The sequence below is a fragment of the Mesorhizobium sp. M0761 genome, from assembly GCF_040320205.1.
Taxonomy (GTDB): Bacteria; Pseudomonadota; Alphaproteobacteria; order Rhizobiales; family Rhizobiaceae; genus Mesorhizobium.
The window spans coordinates 1-15,608 of record NZ_JAMYPF010000032.1 but is presented as its reverse complement, the minus strand read 5'-3'; the positions used below and the strand labels follow the sequence as shown (position 1 = coordinate 15,608).

Below are 15,608 nucleotides of genomic sequence, written 5' to 3'. Positions count from 1 at the left end.
CTATGTTTCACGTGAGTCACTCACACAGCGCGCGCCCCCCTGTTTCACGTGAGTCACTTCCCAATGCAAAACTCCGAAAAGATTACGTCCAGCAGGTCCTCGACATCCACCGCGCCGACAATCCGGCCGAGCCGGTCCGCCGCAAGACGCAGCTCCTCCGCCCGCAACTCCTGGCCGCGCTCTTGCCCCGACAAAGCCGACATCAGAAAGCGCCTGGTCTCATTGAGCAGTTCTACATGCCGCAACCGTGACGGCAGGATGTCACCGGTATCGCCGATAGCAGCCGCGGCGCGCCTGCCGATCTCAGCCAGGAGTTCAGCCAACCCAGTGCCGTCCACCGTCGAGATCAACGCATCATACGCCTCCAATCGCGGCGAACCTTTCAAGAGATCGACCTTGGTGCCGATTCTCAAAGCCGGGGCCTCGACAGGCATGTTGCCGATCGCACTCGGGTCCGCCAGATCTTCCAGCAACAGCACCAGGTCAGCCGTGTGCGCCTTGGCCCGCGCCTTTTCGATACCGATCGCTTCGATCTTGCCGGGCGCCTCGCGCAGGCCCGCGGTGTCGGTTACCCTGACCCGCACTCCGTGGACATCCAGCACCACTTCGAGCAAGTCCCGCGTCGTGCCGGGCTCGTCGGTAACAATCGCCGCCTCACGCCTGGCCAGCGCATTGAAAAGGCTGGATTTTCCGGCGTTCGGTGCACCGAGGATGACAACCTCAAACCCGTCACGGATGATCTCGGCGGCATGGAAGCCATCGACATGCCGGCCGATCTCGCCCACCATTGCGCGCACATCGGACCAAACCGTGTCCGAAACCGAACCGGGCACGTCGTCTTCGTCGGCGAAGTCGATTTCCGCCTCGATCATCGCCCGTGCATGGATCAGCCGACGGCGCCAGCCAAGATAGAGTTCGCTTTGCACTCCTTCGGCATTCTGCACGGCAAAGCGCCGCTGCGCTTCGGTTTCGGCGTTGACCAGATCGGCCAACGCCTCCGTCTCGACCAGATCCAGCTTGCCGTTGAGAAGAGCCCGGCGCGTAAATTCACCAGGTTCCGCATGACGCACGCCGTCAAACCCGGCAATGATCTCCAGCATCTTGCTGGCGACGGCGCGGCTGCCATGGACGTGGAACTCGGCGACATCCTCGCCGGTAAAACTGTTCGGCCCCGGAAAAAACAGCACCAGGCCGTTGTCGATAAGCGACCCGTCCACCGTTCGGAGCTTGCGCAGGGTCGCAACCCGGTCCTTGACCGTGCCATCGGCAACCGTTTCGACAGCGAATCGAGTTCTTGGTCCGGAGATGCGGATGACAGCGATGCCGGCAGGCAGGCGGCCGCTGGACAGCGCAACAATCGAATCGCCTGAAATCATTTGCCCGTTCTCACCGGTCGCCTAGCTGTCCGGTCAACAATCCCACAGTGTGCGGCCGTCATGAACCGGCTGTCCGTCAATATCAAGGTCGATCGCGAGGAGCGGCCGGACATTACCAAATCTGTATAGCCGCCTTGTCATCCATGTGCGAGCAGGCGGGTCCTAATTCCGACGCCAAGCAGTTCCGGGCGGGCCAGCAAGCCCTACGCAGGCCGCATCGTTAACGCTTGTGCCTGGCCCGGAACCGTGAAGCTGGATCCTTCGCCCCCGACAGGCAAGCTTCGTTCCGGCTGCGAATCAGAATCCCGACCCGCGTCACGCCGATATTGTCGCCCCGATCGGAACGCATGCGAATCCATCGAACATTGGCCAGTGGCATCCGGCCGCCGACGGCAGACCGGGGCTATGCACCGCTATCATGCCCGTGGCGACGGATCCGTAGGAACCGAGCCGCTGCTGCGACGCCGGTAGCTCAACCCATGTTTCCGTCCAACGCCGAAGGAAGCCGCGTCACATCAATGGATGGCGGCCGCGGCCCGAACAGCAAATCCTTGGCTGCGACCACCGCTCCGACCGTGATCAGGATGCAAGCAACAGCCACCGACCAGTGAAACACACCAAAGCCTGCCAGCAGAAGCACGATGACCGAGAAGAGGGGCGCGGCATAGGAGAGGGCGCCGAGGATCATGATGTCCCCGTGCTTGCAGCCATAGTCCCAGGCGTAAAAGCCGGCGCCTAGCGGTATTACGCCCAAGATGACGATGGCGCTCCACTGCGTCGCCGTCTGTGGCCAGACGGTGGTCTCAAGGGTGAGGTGCAGCACCAAGGCGACCGCAGCCGTGATGAAGCAGTAACCGACGACCACATCGGTCGGCACCTTGCCAAAGCGGCGCGATAAAACCGAATAGCCGGCCCAGATGAAAGCGCAGAACAGCGCTATGACATGCCCCTTCATCACACCATTGGCCAGTCCGATCGTGCCGCCCTTGGTGATCACCACAATGGCGCCGGCAAGGCCGAGCACGACGCCGGCGATGTGATGGGCCCTCAGCTTTTCTCCAGGCAGGAAGGCGGCAAAGACGACGATCAGCAACGGCCAGAGATAGGCGATCAGGCTGACCTCGACCGGCGGCGCCGACTGGATGGCGAAGAAATAGGCGCAGTGGTAGATGCACAGCCCCGCTGTGCCGAGCGCCCAGACCTGCCACGGCTGGCGCAGCGACTTGATCGCCGCCGGACGGACAAGCCAGCTCGACGCGCCGACCAACCCGCCAAGCAGAAACGTCATCGCCGCCAGCTGAAAGGGCGGAATCGGTCCCGCCGCCGTCGAAAGCAGCGCCAGGAACGACCATGTCAGAATGGCCGAGAAGCCGATCAGGGTCGGGATTGTTTTCTTCATGCGGCCTCCGATCTTCGAGACGGGATTACTCGCATGACGACGGCGATGGAAATTGCCGCCCAAGGCCACGCCCTGTCGGAAATGCGACCTGTTTGCCCCCGCAATGAAAAACCCCGTCCCGGTTTCCCGGAACGGGGTTTCATGCATGACCGATGATCCGGTGAAACTGCTTACGTGTTCATTGAATCGAAGAAATCGGCGTTGGTCTTGGTCTGCTTCAGCTTGTCTATCAGGAACTCGATCGCGTCGGTGGTTCCCATCGGCGCCAGGATGCGGCGCAGGACGAAGATCTTCTGCAGATCCTGCTTGGAGACCAGCAGGTCCTCCTTGCGGGTGCCTGACTTCAAGATGTCCATGGCCGGGTAGATGCGCTTGTCGGCGACCTTGCGGTCGAGCTGGATTTCGCAGTTGCCGGTGCCCTTGAACTCTTCGAAGATGACTTCGTCCATGCGGCTGCCGGTGTCGATCAGCGCGGTGGCGATGATCGTCAGCGAGCCGCCTTCCTCGATGTTGCGGGCCGCGCCGAAGAAGCGCTTCGGCCGCTGCAGCGCGTTGGCGTCGACACCGCCGGTCAGCACCTTGCCGGAGGACGGCACAACGGTGTTGTAGGCACGGCCGAGGCGGGTGATCGAATCGAGCAGAATAACGACGTCGCGGCCATGCTCGACCAGGCGCTTGGCCTTTTCGATGACCATTTCGGCGACCTGGACGTGGCGCACCGCCGGTTCGTCAAAGGTCGAGGACACGACCTCGCCCTTCACCGAACGCTGCATGTCGGTCACTTCTTCTGGCCGTTCGTCGATCAGAAGTACGATCAGATAGCATTCCGGATGATTGGCCGTGATCGAGTGGGCGATATTCTGCATCAGCACCGTTTTACCGGTACGCGGCTGCGCGTTGATGAGCGCGCGCTGTCCCTTGCCGATCGGCGCCACCAGGTCGATCACCCGCGACGAGATGTCCTTGCCGGTCGGATTGTCGATCTCCATCTTCAGCCGCTTGGTCGGATAGAGCGGCGTCAGATTGTCGAAATGGATCTTGTGACGGATCTTTTCGGGATCGTCGAAATTGATCGTGTTGACCTTGAGAAGGGCGAAATAGCGCTCGCCCTCTTTTGGGCTGCGGATCGGCCCTTCGACGGTATCGCCGGTCTTCAAGGAGAAGCGGCGGATCTGCGAGGGCGAGATGTAGATATCGTCGGGACCCGGCAGATAATTGGCGTTGGCTGAGCGCAGGAAGCCGAAACCGTCCTGCAGCAACTCGACCACACCATCCCCGATGATCTCGACGTCCTGGGCGGCCAGTTTCTTCAGGATGGCAAACATCAGTTCCTGCTTGCGCATGACGCTGGCGTTTTCCACTTCGAGCGATTCGGCATAGGCGATCAGCTCTGGCGGCTTCTTGTTCTTGAACTCTGCGAGTTTCATTTCTTGCATAGACGGACTCTGAATCTGCTTTGGGGAAAATATATCGGCTGGATGCGATAAATGCCGGGCGCGGCCGAAAGCAATCAAGGGCGGCGCATGACGGGAAGGAAGACCCGTCTTTTATCGTCGGTCGGGGGAAAGAGCAAGCTGCGTTTTGTCGACCGAAATGGGCCTAGAACGGCTTGACGACAACCAGGATGACGATGGCGATCATCAGCAATGTGGGGATCTCGTTGACGATTCGCCAGTGCCGCGCCGGTTTTTCATTGCGGTCCTCGGCGAATTTCCTGACAGCACCGGCCAGATAGCCATGCACGCTCGACAGCAACAGCACCAAGCCCATCTTGGCGTGCAGCCAGCCGCCGTGAAAGCCAAACACTTTCCAGGCAAGCCAAAGCCCGAACACCCAGGTGACAATCATCGCCGGATTGATGATGCCGCGCAGCAGACGCCGCTCCATCACCTTGAAGGTCTCCGATTGGACGGACCCCTTCTCTGCGTCGGCGTGGTAGACCAGCAATCGCGGCAGATAGAGCATGCCGGCCATCCAGGAGATGACGGCCAGGATATGGATTGCCTTCGCCCAGGGATAGAAACCCTCAGGCGCAAAGAAAAACAAAAGTGCGGTGAGAACAACCAGCACTCCGATGCCGATGGTCATGCGCATCATCGCCCCACGAGTGCTGTTGCCGCCCGTATTATCCGATTGAGCCATCAGCGTGTCGCGCTCCGCACCTGCTTCACCATCGCCTCGACATGCGCCACCGGCGTCTCCGGCGTAATGCCATGGCCGAGATTGAAGATCAGCGGTCCGTCGCCCAGCGCCTTGAGGATCGCATCGACGCCGTCCGACAGGGCTTTGCCGCCAGCCACAAGCCGCAAGGGATCGAGATTGCCCTGGACCGCACCTGAATGCTGCAGTTCGTTCGCAGCCGACAGGGGCACGGTCCAGTCGATCCCCAGCCCCGTCACCCCGGTCTTCTCACGATAGGTCTCGTAGCGGGCGCCGGCGCCCTTGGGAAAGCCTATGATCGGAACATCGCGATGAACCGCACGAACCTGGCCGACAATCTCCGCCACCGGCTGCACGCAGAACTGCTCGAAAGACGCGTCGTCGAGCACGCCGGACCACGAATCGAAAATCTGCACCACGTCGGCACCGGCTTCGATCTGGCGGATCAAATAGGCCGCGGAGTGATCGGCGAGCACTTTCAGGAGATGCTTGAAGGCCGTCGGTTCGCGATAGGCAAACAGCCGCGCCGGCGCCTGATCGGGTGTGCCGTGGCCGGCGATCATGTAGGTCGCCACCGTCCACGGCGCGCCGCAGAAGCCGATCAGCGTGGTCTCGTCAGGCAATCTTGCACGCAGCCGGCGAACCGTCTCGTAGACGGGTTCGAGATTCACGTGAAACGTTTCGCCGTTGAGAGCCGAAATCTGAGCTGCAGTGATTGGCGTCAGCAGCGGCCCGCGGCCCTCCTCGAAGCGGACATCGCGCCCAAGCGCATGCGGCACGACCAGAATGTCCGAGAACAGGATCGAGGCATCGAAGCCGAAGCGCTCGATCGGCTGCAGCGTCACCTCGACGGCCAGATCAGGATTGTAGCAAAGATCGAGAAAGGACCCGGCGCGCTTTCTGGTCTCGCGGTACTCCGGCAGATAGCGCCCGGCCTGGCGCATCATCCAGAGCGGCGGCGGAAACACTGCCTCGCCTCTCAGCACGTCCAGCACGATGCGGTTCTCGGGCATTGAGCGCTCTCTTCCCTGCCTTCTCTAAAATTAAATAGTCTATTTCTAGAATCTTCTGATTCTAAGAGTCTGTTGGTATCGGTGGTTGTCACCTGTCCCGCTTTGCCCTGGAAAAGGCCAGCCAGCATTTTGTCGCGTGTTTCTTCCGCCGGATTGGCAAAGAGTGTGGATGACCAGGATTCCATCACTGGAGTCAATGGTTTGGCGTAGCCGCTGAAAAACCGCCTCTGTGGATGAAGCGCTGGCAGAAACGCCCGTCCCCAGATTTGTCCCCAGCCGCACAGTGAAGCTGACAGCGCATCGAATTGTGGACAACTGGCCTTCTGATACAGTCGCCTCCAGCCGGTCGCCTTTGCGGCCCCGGTTTATCCACACAAGCCCACAGCCTGAGGCGCCCCTGTGAACAAACCCCAGAGCTTCTTTCATCTGCACCTGATTTCCGACGCCACCGGCGAGACGCTGCTGGCGGCCGGCCGAGCCGCCTCGGCGCAATACAAGGATGCGCGCGCCATCGAGCATATCTATCCGCTCATCCGCACCGAAAAGCAGGTGGCGAAAGTCTTCGAGGACATAGAGGAGGAACCCGGCATCATCCTCTACACCGTCGTCGACCAGAAGCTGGCGCGCGGCATTGACGAGCGCTGCGCCACCATGGGGCTGCCCTGTGTTTCGGTGCTGGAGCCGGTCCTCACCGTCTTCCAGTCCTATCTCGGCACGCCGGCCGGCCGCCGCGTCGGCGCCCAGCATGTGCTCGACGCCGATTATTTCCACCGTATCGACGCACTCAATTTCACCATGGAGCATGATGACGGCCAGCTGCCGCTCAACATGGACGACGCCGATGTGGTGCTGATCGGCATTTCCAGGACATCGAAGACGCCGACCAGCATCTATCTCGCCAACCGCGGCATCAAGACCGCCAACATCCCGATCGTGCTCGGCGTGCCGGTGCCCGAAAGCCTGGTCGCTGCCACCAAGCCGCTGATCGTCGGGCTGATCGCCACCGCCGAACGCATCTCGCATGTCCGGCAGAACCGCGTGCTCGGCAACAGCAGCACCTACGAAGCGACCGATTATGTCGACCGTGCCTCGATCGCCGAAGAGCTCGCCTATGCCCGCCAGATCTGCACCCGCCACAATTGGCCGATGATAGACGTCAGCCGCCGTTCGATCGAAGAGACCGCGGCAGCCATTGTTGCCCTGCGGGGGAAGAATAGATGATGGGATGGCAACGCGACCTCCTGCCCCAATCAACCACTATCGACCAGGCCCAGAACCCATGACCGAAAAAATCATCCTTGCCTCCGGCAGCCCGTTCCGCAAAGCAATGCTCATCAATGCCGGGCTCGGCATCGAAGCGGTGCCTGCCGATGTCGACGAGCGTGCGCTCGAGGCGCCGTTGCAGGACAGCGGTGTGTCGCCGGAAGATGTCGCCCTGATACTCGCCGAAGCCAAGGCGACCGAGGTCAGCGAACGCAGACCGGGCGCCCTGGTGCTCGGCTGCGACCAGACTTTGTCACTGGGAGATGAAGTGTTCCACAAGCCGGCCGACATGGAAGGCGCCCGCCGTCATCTGTTGGCGCTGTCGGGCAAGACGCATCAGCTGAACAGCGCCGCCGTGCTCTGCCGCAACGGCAAGGTGCTGTGGCGCCATGTCGGCATCGCCAGCCTTACCATGCGCAAGCTCGATCCGGCCTTCGTCGGCCGGCACCTGGCCCGCGTCGGCGCCAAGGCGTTGTCGAGCGTCGGCGCCTACCAGATCGAGGGCGAAGGCATCCAGCTGTTCGAAAAGATCGAAGGCGATTATTTCACCATTGTCGGCCTGCCGCTGTTACCGGTGCTGGCGGAATTGCGTGCGCTCGGAGCCATCGATGGTTGAGAAAAAAGCTTTCGTCACCGGCCATCCGATCGCGCATTCGCGCTCGCCGAAGATCCACGGCTATTGGCTGAACACATACGGCATCGACGGCAGCTATCATGCGATCGATGTCGCGCCGGCCGATTTTCCCGAGTTCCTCTCTTCCCTCCAGGCCAATGGCTATCAGGGCGGCAATGTCACCATTCCACACAAGGAAGTCGCCTTCGCCCGGGTCGAGCGCCGCGACGAGGCGGCGGAGATGATCGGCGCGGTCAACATGCTGTGGCTGGACGACGGCGTGCTGTGGGGCGGCAATTCGGACTGGATCGGCTTTGCCGGCAATCTCGACGAGCATGCCCCGGGCTGGGAGAGAAAGGCTCCGGCCGTGGTGCTCGGCGCCGGCGGCGCGTCGCGCGCGGTCATCCACGCGCTTAAAGTGCGCGGCATCAACGATATCCGCATCGTAAACCGCACATTGGCGCGGGCGCAGGAACTCGTCGACCGCTTCGGCGCCGGCGTCTCGGCGCATGGCGCGGTCGGCGACTTGCTTGGCGATGCCGGCTTGCTGATCAACACCACGGCGCTCGGCATGCATGGCGATGCGACGCTGGCCGCCGATCCGGCCGGCCTGCCAGCTCACGCCATCGTCGCCGACATCGTCTATGTGCCGCTGGAAACACCGCTGCTTGCCGCTGCCCGCGCGAGAAATTTGAAGACGGTCGACGGGCTCGGCATGCTGTTGCACCAGGCTGTGCCCGGATTCGAACGCTGGTTCGGCAAGAGGCCGGAGGTCACTGCCGAACTGCGGCAGATGATCGTCGCCGACATCCTCGCCAAATGATGGGTTGCAAATGATGGGCGCCAAATGATGACCGTGCTTGGCCTCACCGGATCGATCGGCATGGGCAAGTCGACGACGGCGAAGATGTTCGTCGACGCCGGCGTGCCGGTGCATGATTCCGACGAGACCGTGCATCGCCTCTATGCCGGCAAGGCGGCACCTCTCGTCGAAGCGGCCTTTCCCGGCACAACCGTGTCCGGCGTGGTCGACCGTACAAAACTGGGTGCACGGGTGATCGGCAACGCCGCCGCGCTGAAGACATTGGAGGCGATCGTTCATCCGCTGGTGCGGGCCGATGCCGACGCCTTTCTGGCAAGGCACCGCGCCGCCGCCGCGCCGCTCGTCGTGCTCGACATACCGCTGCTGTTCGAAACCGGCGGCCGCAACCGTGTCGACAAGGTCGTCGTCGTCACCGCGCCGGCCGATATCCAGCGCGCCCGTGTGCTGGCGCGTCCTGACATGAGCGAGGAAAAGCTGGCGGCCATCCTGGCCAAGCAGGTGCCCGATGCCGAAAAACGCCGGCAGGCCGATTTCGTCATCGACACCGGTGAAGGCATGGACGCCGCCCGCGCCGCGGTCGGCGCGATCATTGCCGAGCTCTCAGGACGCTGAGCTTGCCTGCTAACTCCTGGGGGATAAGTCGCGCCCATCAGGCTCCTGACGGCAGGCTGTCGCATTACCCATTGCCATTTTGTTCCGCTCCATGATTCTACTCCTCCAGGAGTGGGTTGATTCTATGCGTGAGATCATTTTCGATACCGAAACCACCGGACTCGACATGCGCGACGACCGCATCATCGAGCTTGGTGGCGTCGAGCTGGTCAACCGCTTCCCGACAGGCCGCACCTTCCACAAATTCATCAATCCGCAGGGGCGCGCCGTCCATGTCGAGGCGCAAACCGTGCACGGCATCAGCGCCGCCGACCTCGTCGGCAAGCCGACCTTTGCCGAAATCGCCGAGGAATGGCTCGCCTTCACCGACGGCGCCAAGCTCGTCGCCCACAACGCCAATTTCGACATCGGCTTCCTCAACACGGAATTCGGGCGGCTCGGCCAGCCGGCCATAGACACCGGGCGCGTCGTTGACACGCTGGCGCTGGCGCGGCGCAAGCACCCTATGGGACCCAATTCGCTCGACGCGCTCTGCCGCCGCTACGGCATCGACAACGGCCACCGCACCAAGCACGGCGCGCTGCTCGATTCCGAGCTCCTGGCCGAAGTCTACATCGAACTCATCGGCGGCAAGCAGGCCGCACTTGTCCTCGACGCCGTCGTGGTGCAGCTCAACAGCAATGGCGACGTTGCCGATATCGACATCTCGATCGCCGCCAGGCCAATTGCCCTGCCGCCGCGCCTGACCGAGGGCGAGCGAGCGGCGCATGCGGGGCTGGTGGCGACGCTCGGTGAAAAGGCGCTGTGGCTGAAGGTGGCGGCGGGGTGAACGGATCGCGGAGGTAGCGTTCCGTCACACCCCTCTCTGGCCTGCCGGCCATCTCCCCCGCAAGGAGGGAGATTGGCAGCTTCGCCGCTCCAGCCCATTCTTGCAACGTCTAAATTTGGCGAAGGTCGCGATGACGGCCAATCTCCCCCCTTCAGGGGGAGATGCCTGGCAAGGCAGAGGGGGGTGCTGTCCCGCCAGCATCTCAGTAGACAAAAAGCCCGGCACGAAGCCGGGCTTTCAACTCATGCGCGCGACGCGAGCCTTCAGCTAACCTTGACCTTCGATGCCGCCTGGTCCTCGGCCAGCTTCTGCTGGAACATCTGGGCAAAATCGATCGGGTCGAGCATCAACGGCGGGAAGCCGCCATTGCGGGTGGCTTCGGCGATGATCTGGCGGGCGAACGGGAACAAGAGCCGCGGGCATTCGATGAACAGGATCGGCAGCATGTGCTCCTGCGGGAAGCCGGCGATGGCGAAGACGCCGCCATAGACCAGTTCGACATTGAACAGCACTTCCTGGTCGAAGGACGCCTTGGCGTTCAAGGTCAGATTGACGTCGAACTGCTTGTCGGAGAGCGGGTTGGCATTGACATTGACGTTGATCGCAATGCCGGGAGCCTTGTCGCGGCCGCGCAGCGAGTTCGGCGCGCCGGGGCTTTCGAAGGACAGGTCCTTCACATACTGGGCAAGCACGTTGAGCGACGGCTGCGCCGTTTCGCCGTTGCCGTTGGCGGCGCCGACCGGCGCGTCATCTTTGCTGGCCATGAGCCTTGTTCCTTTTGCCTGGACAGCAGCGCTGACCGAATTGAAATCGGGCGTTGGCTAGCATGGTCGGCATGACAAGACAAGGTTTGCCGCCTTCAGGCCGAAGGGGTCGATAGTCAGTCGTTGGCAAGGTGACGTTCAGTCGTCCTTCAGGCGGCGCCACGGCGAGTTATGGTCGGGACCGCGCTTGAAATCGTCCTCGCGCGAATAGTCGCGGTCGTCGAGGTCGATGACCTTGTCACGCGACCTGCCGCGAAAACCGCCGGCGGTGAAATCGGTCGCGACGACGATGCGGCCCTTGAGCCTGCGCCAGGCAAGGTCGCGCACCGGCGGCAGGAACAGCAGCAGGCCGATAATATCGGTAATGAAGCCGGGGATGATCAACAGGATCGCGGCGACCACGATCATGGCGCCATGCGCGAGCTGGCGGCTGGGGTCGCCGCCGCCGGCCATCTCGGCACGGACCCGCGCCATGACACCAAAACCCTGGTGCCGGAGCAGAAGCACGCCGGCAATGCTTGAAGCCAGCACCAGACCGACCGTCGCCAGCGCCCCGACCTCGCGGCCGACAATGACGAAACCGGCGATTTCCAGCAGCGGCAGCGCAAGCAGGAACAGAGGAAGGAAGGAAATGCGCAAGTCTTGACCGATCGTTTCCATGTTTGCCGGGCGGCGCATAATCGCCGCTGGCACTGAGGCCGTTAGATAGGTATGCCTGCCTTTGATTTGAATGATTGCGCCATGCGTTCTATATGCTTTGCATGTTTAACGCCATGCGACCGCCGCCCGATTGGCTGGCGGTCCCGGCCAGGTCAGGGATTGATTGGCGAAAGATATGGGATTCTTCGACTTCGGCACCATTTTCTTTCTGATTGCGGCGGTGGTGATCTTTTTCCAGCTGCGCAACGTGCTTGGCCGCCGCACGGGCAGCGAGCGCCCGCCCTTCGATCCGTACACGGCCAGCCGCACCGAGAAGGACGCGACCCAGAAGCCCGAAAATGTGGTTTCGCTGCCACGCAAGCGCATGCCGGGCGAGACGGCTGCCGAGACCTATGCGGCCATCGATGCCTTCGCCAAGCCCGACACCGACCTCAACAAGGGCCTGCGCGCGATCAAGGACAATGATCCCTCCTTCGACCCCAAAGTCTTCGTCGACGGCGCCAAGATGGCTTATGAGATGATCGTCATGGCCTATGCCGATGGCGACCGAAAAACGCTGAAGAACCTGTTGTCGCGCGAGGTTTTTGACGGCTTCGTTGCCGCGATTGGCGACCGCGAGGCGAAAGCCGAAAAGATCCAGTCCTCCTTCGTCGGCATCGACAAGGCCGACATCGTCTCGGCCGAGATGAAGGGCGGCGAGGCCCACATCACGCTGCGCATCGTGAGCGAACTGATTTCGGCGACCCGCGACAAGGCGGGTGCCGTCATCGACGGCGATCCCGAGACGGTGGCCGAGGTCAAGGATGTCTGGACCTTCGCCCGCGACACACGCTCGCGCGATCCGAACTGGAAGCTGGTCGCCACCGAGGAAGAAGACTGAGCCTATGCATGTCGCCCGGTGCGGGCAGCTTTTTTGGGATAGCGACATGCAGGCAAACATCGGCAGTGGCGAGGCTGAGGTGTCGCTCTCGCCGCTTTTCGTGGAAAAGTCCTTCGATGATCTTCCCGGTTGGAATTCCGATGACCATCTGCCCGCTTTCGAAGCCTTCCGCCGTTCGGCCTTTCATGTCCTGAACAAGCCCTACCGCACCGGTTCGTTGGGCGTCCGGTTCGACGCGTTTGCCGGCGCTTATGACGAGGCGCGCACCGTTTCGCCGGCGAATCGGTCGGCGGCCAAGGGTTTTTTCGAGCGCCATTTCGCCCCAGTCCAGATTCGATCCGAAAACCTCGGCCTGGTCACCGGCTTCTACGAGCCCGAGGCCGAGGCCTCACCAGTGCGCACGGATGAATTCACGGTGCCGCTTCTGGCGCGGCCGGCCGATCTCGTCGACATCGACGACGCCAACCGTCCCAAGGGCATGGACGACTATCTGGCCTTCGCCCGCAGCACGCCGCAGGGCCCGGTTGAATATTTCGACCGCGGTGAGATCGAGCGCGGCGCGCTGGCCGGCCAAGGCCTGGAAATCGCCTGGCTTGCCGACAAGGTCGACGTCTTCTTCATCCATGTGCAAGGTGCGGCCAGGCTGAAAATGACGGACGGCCGGCTTTGCCGCGTCACCTATGCCGCCAAATCCGGCCAGCGTTTCAGCGGTCCGGGGAAGATTCTCGCCGAACTCGGCGAAATCCCACTGGAAAAAGTGACGATGCAGTCTATCCGCGCCTGGTTCAGGGCGCATCCGGATCGCGTCGACGAGATCCTCTGGCAGAACCGCTCCTACATCTTCTTTCGCGAAGCCGATGTCGACGATGCCGCACTCGGTCCTATCGGCGCCGCCAAGGTGCCGTTGACGCCGGGCCGTTCGCTCGCGGTCGACCGGCTGCTGCACACATTCGGTACCCCCTTCTACATCGACGCTCCGTCGCTGACCGCCTTCGACGGAAAACCGTTCCGGCGGCTGATGATTGCGCAGGACACCGGCTCGGCCATCATCGGACCGGCGCGGGGCGATCTGTTCGCCGGCTCCGGCGATGCGGCCGGCGAGATCGCCGGCGTCGTTCGCAATGCGGCCGATTTCTATGCCTTGGTTCCACGCGCTCTCGTTTCGGAATCGAATCGATGAGCAAGCGCCCCGATAAACTCAACGAAGACGATCGGGTGCTGTGGAACCTGGTGGCGCGCACCGCCCGACCGCTGAAGGGCCGGACCGCGGTCGAGATTCCCGACATCGTCGTAGACCCTAGGCCGGCACAGACGCCGGTCGCTGTCGGTCCGGTCCTCGCCGCCAAGCCGAAGGCGCAGCATGTATCGCACGCGCTGGACGAGCCAACATTGGACAAGCTGAAGAAGGGCCGGCTGCCGATCGAAGGCCGCGTCGATCTGCATGGCATGACCCAGGACGAGGCCTATTCGCTGCTGTTTTCGTTCCTGCACCGGGCCCATGCCGGCGGCATCCGCTATGTCCTCGTCATTACGGGAAAAGGGTCGTCGTCGGGCGGCGACGGCGTCTTGCGGCGCGCCGTGCCTGCCTGGCTGTCGACGCCTGCCTTCCGGCCGCTGGTCTCCAGCCACGATCACGCCGCCCGCAACCACGGCGGTTCGGGCGCGCTCTACGTTCGGCTCAGGCGAACCCGCTGATGACGCCCTTCGGCGAAAAACTGCGGGCGCTTCGAGCCGAGCGCGGCTTGCGCCAGAAGGACATGGCGCAGGCGATCGGAGTCAGCGCCGCCTATTTGTCGGCGCTGGAACATGGCCGCCGCGGCGCGCCGACCTGGACGCTGATCCAGAAGATCATCGGCTATTTCAACGTCATCTGGGACGATGCCGAAGAGCTGGCGCGTCTGGCCGAGGCCTCACATCCGCGGGTGAGACTCGATACGTCCGGCCTCAGTCCTGCCGCCACCGAGTTGGCCAATCTCCTGGCCGAAAACATCGAGAAGCTGGACGAAGCCGAGCTTGCCCGCATCACCGCGTCGATCCGGGCCGCACTGGAGCGGCGTAAGTAGGGCGGCGCCAAGGCCACGAATGCTCATCAATAGCGCCGGCATTTCATCCTGAAGGCGATGCCCGCCGGCCGTTAGCCAGCGGGCATATAGCGAGATTACTTCGCGCCGGCCTGGCCGCCACGGCCGCCAGTGCTGTCATGATCGCCGCCGCGACCGCCACCCAGGCAGTCCGAGGTGAGATCGCAACAGCGATTGCCCCACTGGTTGTTCTTGGCGCAGCCGGTCTGGTCGGCCATAGCGGATCCGGCCAGGGACGATACCGCGATGGCGGCGAGGAAAGCATTACGCAGGAAAGCAGTCATTTGAAGTCTCCATGGTTGGGTTTCTGTTTACGGCTGTGTGTCGCCGCTGGAGACGGTTTGGTTCACGCAGGTAGCGAAATTTTTTGAGGAGGCGTTTCGAGAGATAAGATTTCGAGGGCAGCGCTGCCCTCATCCGCCTGCCGGCGACTATTTTGCAACGTTGACGATTGGCGAAATCACCGATGGCAGCATCTTTCTCTCCGTCACTATACGGGGAGAAATGCCCGGTGTCCGAACCGGATAGATAGGTACCAGAATGGACCGATAGCATGGGTGACAGTTTTCTTGTCCGCCGGAGGACCGGCGATGGTTTGGCGAGAGACTGGCATCATGGACGAGCGGCTACGGTTTGTTGTGGAGTGTCTTTCTGGGGATGAGACGATGGTTGCGCTTTGTGCGGCCTACGGGATCTCACGCAAGAACGGCTACAAATGGCTAGGACGCTATCGGACGTTTGGGCCTGAGGGTTTGCACGACCTGCCGCGAGCACCGCTCAATCATGGCCGTGCGACAGCTCAGGATCTGGTTGAGCGGATTGTGGCGGCCAAGGAGCTGCATCCGCTCTGGGGGCCAAAGAAGATCGTGGCGCGGCTCAGGCGCACGGCTCCCGAGTTCATGTGGCCTTCAGCCTCGACGGTCGGTGCGATCCTTGCGCGGCATGGGCTTGTCCGCGCCCGCAAGCGACCCCGCCTACGGGCCTGCGGCAATGGACCATGGCCACAGCCGCTGGAGGTTGTGTGCGTCAAGTTCTGCAAAAAGGGGCAGCCATGATGCTGGTCATGCGGCTTGGCGCAGAGCGAGCTTCTTGTGCTCGCGCAGATCATCCATGTTGATATAGCGGTTGGCCTCCA

17 protein-coding genes and 2 pseudogenes are annotated in these 15,608 nt (G+C 62.4%); 11 read left to right on the top strand and 8 right to left on the bottom strand.

Translation table 11 applies throughout. The features are described 5' to 3' along the window. Window positions 1-53: 53 nt before the first annotated feature. Window positions 54-1,376: a tRNA uridine-5-carboxymethylaminomethyl(34) synthesis GTPase MnmE gene (gene mnmE, locus NKI32_RS30355; protein ID WP_353005013.1), complete on the bottom strand. Its 1,323-nt coding sequence runs from the start codon at window positions 1,374-1,376 to the stop codon at window positions 54-56. A 51-nt stretch (window positions 1,377-1,427) separates the two neighbouring features. On the opposite strand from mnmE, the pseudogene NKI32_RS31655 reads away from it, so the two are divergent. After that, a pseudogene (locus tag NKI32_RS31655) lies at window positions 1,428-1,537 on the top strand (DUF255 domain-containing protein); the annotation flags it as partial. Window positions 1,538-1,848: 311 nt separating this feature from the next. Here NKI32_RS31655 and yddG read toward each other — a convergent pair. The 4 genes from yddG to hemE all read right to left on the bottom strand — a co-directional run bounded on the left by yddG (window position 1,849) and on the right by hemE (window position 5,948). Next, on the bottom strand, window positions 1,849-2,775 hold the full coding sequence (yddG, locus tag NKI32_RS30345) for an aromatic amino acid exporter YddG (protein ID WP_353005011.1): 927 nt from the start codon (window positions 2,773-2,775) through the stop codon (window positions 1,849-1,851). A 170-nt stretch (window positions 2,776-2,945) separates the two neighbouring features. Further along, window positions 2,946-4,211: a transcription termination factor Rho gene (gene rho / locus NKI32_RS30340; protein WP_023672113.1), complete on the bottom strand. Its 1,266-nt coding sequence runs from the start codon at window positions 4,209-4,211 to the stop codon at window positions 2,946-2,948. 163 nt (window positions 4,212-4,374) lie between these two features. Then, window positions 4,375-4,917, bottom strand: coding sequence for a protoporphyrinogen oxidase HemJ (gene hemJ / locus NKI32_RS30335; protein ID WP_353005009.1), 543 nt, complete (start codon window positions 4,915-4,917; stop codon window positions 4,375-4,377). Then, window positions 4,917-5,948 carry a uroporphyrinogen decarboxylase gene (gene hemE, locus NKI32_RS30330; RefSeq protein ID WP_353005007.1) on the bottom strand — a complete coding sequence of 344 codons (1,032 nt, stop codon included), beginning with the start codon at window positions 5,946-5,948 and terminating at the stop codon, window positions 4,917-4,919. Before hemE ends, hemJ begins: the two co-directional genes overlap by 1 nt. 399 nt (window positions 5,949-6,347) lie before the next feature. Between hemE and NKI32_RS30325 the strand changes: the two genes are divergently transcribed. The 5 genes from NKI32_RS30325 to dnaQ all read left to right on the top strand — a co-directional run bounded on the left by NKI32_RS30325 (window position 6,348) and on the right by dnaQ (window position 10,088). Then, window positions 6,348-7,169, top strand: coding sequence for a pyruvate, water dikinase regulatory protein (locus NKI32_RS30325; protein WP_023672110.1), 822 nt, complete (start codon window positions 6,348-6,350; stop codon window positions 7,167-7,169). A 58-nt stretch (window positions 7,170-7,227) separates the two neighbouring features. Beyond that, the gene (locus tag NKI32_RS30320) at window positions 7,228-7,827 is read left to right on the top strand and encodes a Maf-like protein (RefSeq protein WP_023685039.1); all 600 of its coding nucleotides are present in this window, start codon (window positions 7,228-7,230) and stop codon (window positions 7,825-7,827) included. Then, complete coding sequence (locus NKI32_RS30315; RefSeq protein ID WP_353005005.1) at window positions 7,820-8,647, top strand: shikimate dehydrogenase; 828 nt, start codon at window positions 7,820-7,822, stop codon at window positions 8,645-8,647. Before NKI32_RS30320 ends, NKI32_RS30315 begins: the two co-directional genes overlap by 8 nt. Window positions 8,648-8,674: 27 nt before the next feature. After that, the gene (gene coaE, locus NKI32_RS30310; protein WP_353005040.1) at window positions 8,675-9,259 is read left to right on the top strand and encodes a dephospho-CoA kinase; all 585 of its coding nucleotides are present in this window, start codon (window positions 8,675-8,677) and stop codon (window positions 9,257-9,259) included. Window positions 9,260-9,383: 124 nt separating this feature from the next. After that, complete coding sequence (dnaQ, locus tag NKI32_RS30305; protein ID WP_352710471.1) at window positions 9,384-10,088, top strand: DNA polymerase III subunit epsilon; 705 nt, start codon at window positions 9,384-9,386, stop codon at window positions 10,086-10,088. 263 nt (window positions 10,089-10,351) lie between these two features. On the opposite strand, the gene secB is transcribed toward dnaQ, so the two are convergent. Further along, complete coding sequence (gene secB / locus NKI32_RS30300; RefSeq protein ID WP_023672105.1) at window positions 10,352-10,852, bottom strand: protein-export chaperone SecB; 501 nt, start codon at window positions 10,850-10,852, stop codon at window positions 10,352-10,354. A gap of 138 nt (window positions 10,853-10,990) precedes the next feature. After that, entirely contained in the window at window positions 10,991-11,491 is a 501-nt protein-coding gene (locus NKI32_RS30295) for an FxsA family protein (protein WP_023742015.1), read from the bottom strand. A 196-nt stretch (window positions 11,492-11,687) separates the two neighbouring features. Here NKI32_RS30295 and NKI32_RS30290 point away from each other — a divergent pair, with 196 nt between their 5' ends. The 4 genes from NKI32_RS30290 (at window position 11,688) to NKI32_RS30275 (ending at window position 14,455) form a co-directional block, all read left to right on the top strand. Continuing rightward, on the top strand, window positions 11,688-12,392 hold the full coding sequence (locus NKI32_RS30290; RefSeq protein ID WP_023672103.1) for a Tim44/TimA family putative adaptor protein: 705 nt from the start codon (window positions 11,688-11,690) through the stop codon (window positions 12,390-12,392). 79 nt (window positions 12,393-12,471) lie between these two features. Further along, window positions 12,472-13,572 (top strand): murein transglycosylase A, encoded by a 1,101-nt coding sequence (mltA, locus tag NKI32_RS30285; protein ID WP_353005038.1) that lies wholly within the window; start codon window positions 12,472-12,474, stop codon window positions 13,570-13,572. Next, on the top strand, window positions 13,569-14,087 hold the full coding sequence (locus NKI32_RS30280; RefSeq protein ID WP_023710324.1) for a Smr/MutS family protein: 519 nt from the start codon (window positions 13,569-13,571) through the stop codon (window positions 14,085-14,087). Before mltA ends, NKI32_RS30280 begins: the two co-directional genes overlap by 4 nt. Next, on the top strand, window positions 14,087-14,455 hold the full coding sequence (locus NKI32_RS30275; RefSeq protein WP_353005002.1) for a helix-turn-helix domain-containing protein: 369 nt from the start codon (window positions 14,087-14,089) through the stop codon (window positions 14,453-14,455). Before NKI32_RS30280 ends, NKI32_RS30275 begins: the two co-directional genes overlap by 1 nt. A gap of 95 nt (window positions 14,456-14,550) precedes the next feature. Here the strand turns inward: NKI32_RS30275 and NKI32_RS30270 are convergent, their stop codons facing one another. Beyond that, window positions 14,551-14,757 carry a hypothetical protein gene (locus NKI32_RS30270; protein ID WP_023672099.1) on the bottom strand — a complete coding sequence of 69 codons (207 nt, stop codon included), beginning with the start codon at window positions 14,755-14,757 and terminating at the stop codon, window positions 14,551-14,553. A gap of 306 nt (window positions 14,758-15,063) precedes the next feature. Between NKI32_RS30270 and NKI32_RS30265 the strand changes: the two are divergent. Next, window positions 15,064-15,480: pseudogene (locus tag NKI32_RS30265) on the top strand (helix-turn-helix domain-containing protein); the annotation flags it as partial. Window positions 15,481-15,608 lie beyond the last annotated feature (128 nt).

Excerpts from the sequence above, each read along its gene's own strand:
- mnmE (WP_353005013.1), bottom strand. The coding sequence starts at position 1,376 with ATGATTTCAGGCGATTCGATTGTTGCGCTGTCCAGCGGCCGCCTGCCT.
- yddG (WP_353005011.1), bottom strand. The coding sequence starts at position 2,775 with ATGAAGAAAACAATCCCGACCCTGATCGGCTTCTCGGCCATTCTGACA.
- rho (WP_023672113.1), bottom strand. The coding sequence starts at position 4,211 with ATGCAAGAAATGAAACTCGCAGAGTTCAAGAACAAGAAGCCGCCAGAG.
- hemJ (WP_353005009.1), bottom strand. The coding sequence starts at position 4,917 with ATGGCTCAATCGGATAATACGGGCGGCAACAGCACTCGTGGGGCGATG.
- hemE (WP_353005007.1), bottom strand. The coding sequence starts at position 5,948 with ATGCCCGAGAACCGCATCGTGCTGGACGTGCTGAGAGGCGAGGCAGTG.
- NKI32_RS30320 (WP_023685039.1), top strand. The coding sequence starts at position 7,228 with ATGACCGAAAAAATCATCCTTGCCTCCGGCAGCCCGTTCCGCAAAGCA.
- NKI32_RS30315 (WP_353005005.1), top strand. The coding sequence starts at position 7,820 with ATGGTTGAGAAAAAAGCTTTCGTCACCGGCCATCCGATCGCGCATTCG.
- coaE (WP_353005040.1), top strand. The coding sequence starts at position 8,675 with ATGACCGTGCTTGGCCTCACCGGATCGATCGGCATGGGCAAGTCGACG.
- dnaQ (WP_352710471.1), top strand. The coding sequence starts at position 9,384 with ATGCGTGAGATCATTTTCGATACCGAAACCACCGGACTCGACATGCGC.
- secB (WP_023672105.1), bottom strand. The coding sequence starts at position 10,852 with ATGGCCAGCAAAGATGACGCGCCGGTCGGCGCCGCCAACGGCAACGGC.
- NKI32_RS30290 (WP_023672103.1), top strand. The coding sequence starts at position 11,688 with ATGGGATTCTTCGACTTCGGCACCATTTTCTTTCTGATTGCGGCGGTG.
- NKI32_RS30280 (WP_023710324.1), top strand. The coding sequence starts at position 13,569 with ATGAGCAAGCGCCCCGATAAACTCAACGAAGACGATCGGGTGCTGTGG.
- NKI32_RS30275 (WP_353005002.1), top strand. The coding sequence starts at position 14,087 with ATGACGCCCTTCGGCGAAAAACTGCGGGCGCTTCGAGCCGAGCGCGGC.
- NKI32_RS30270 (WP_023672099.1), bottom strand. The coding sequence starts at position 14,757 with ATGACTGCTTTCCTGCGTAATGCTTTCCTCGCCGCCATCGCGGTATCG.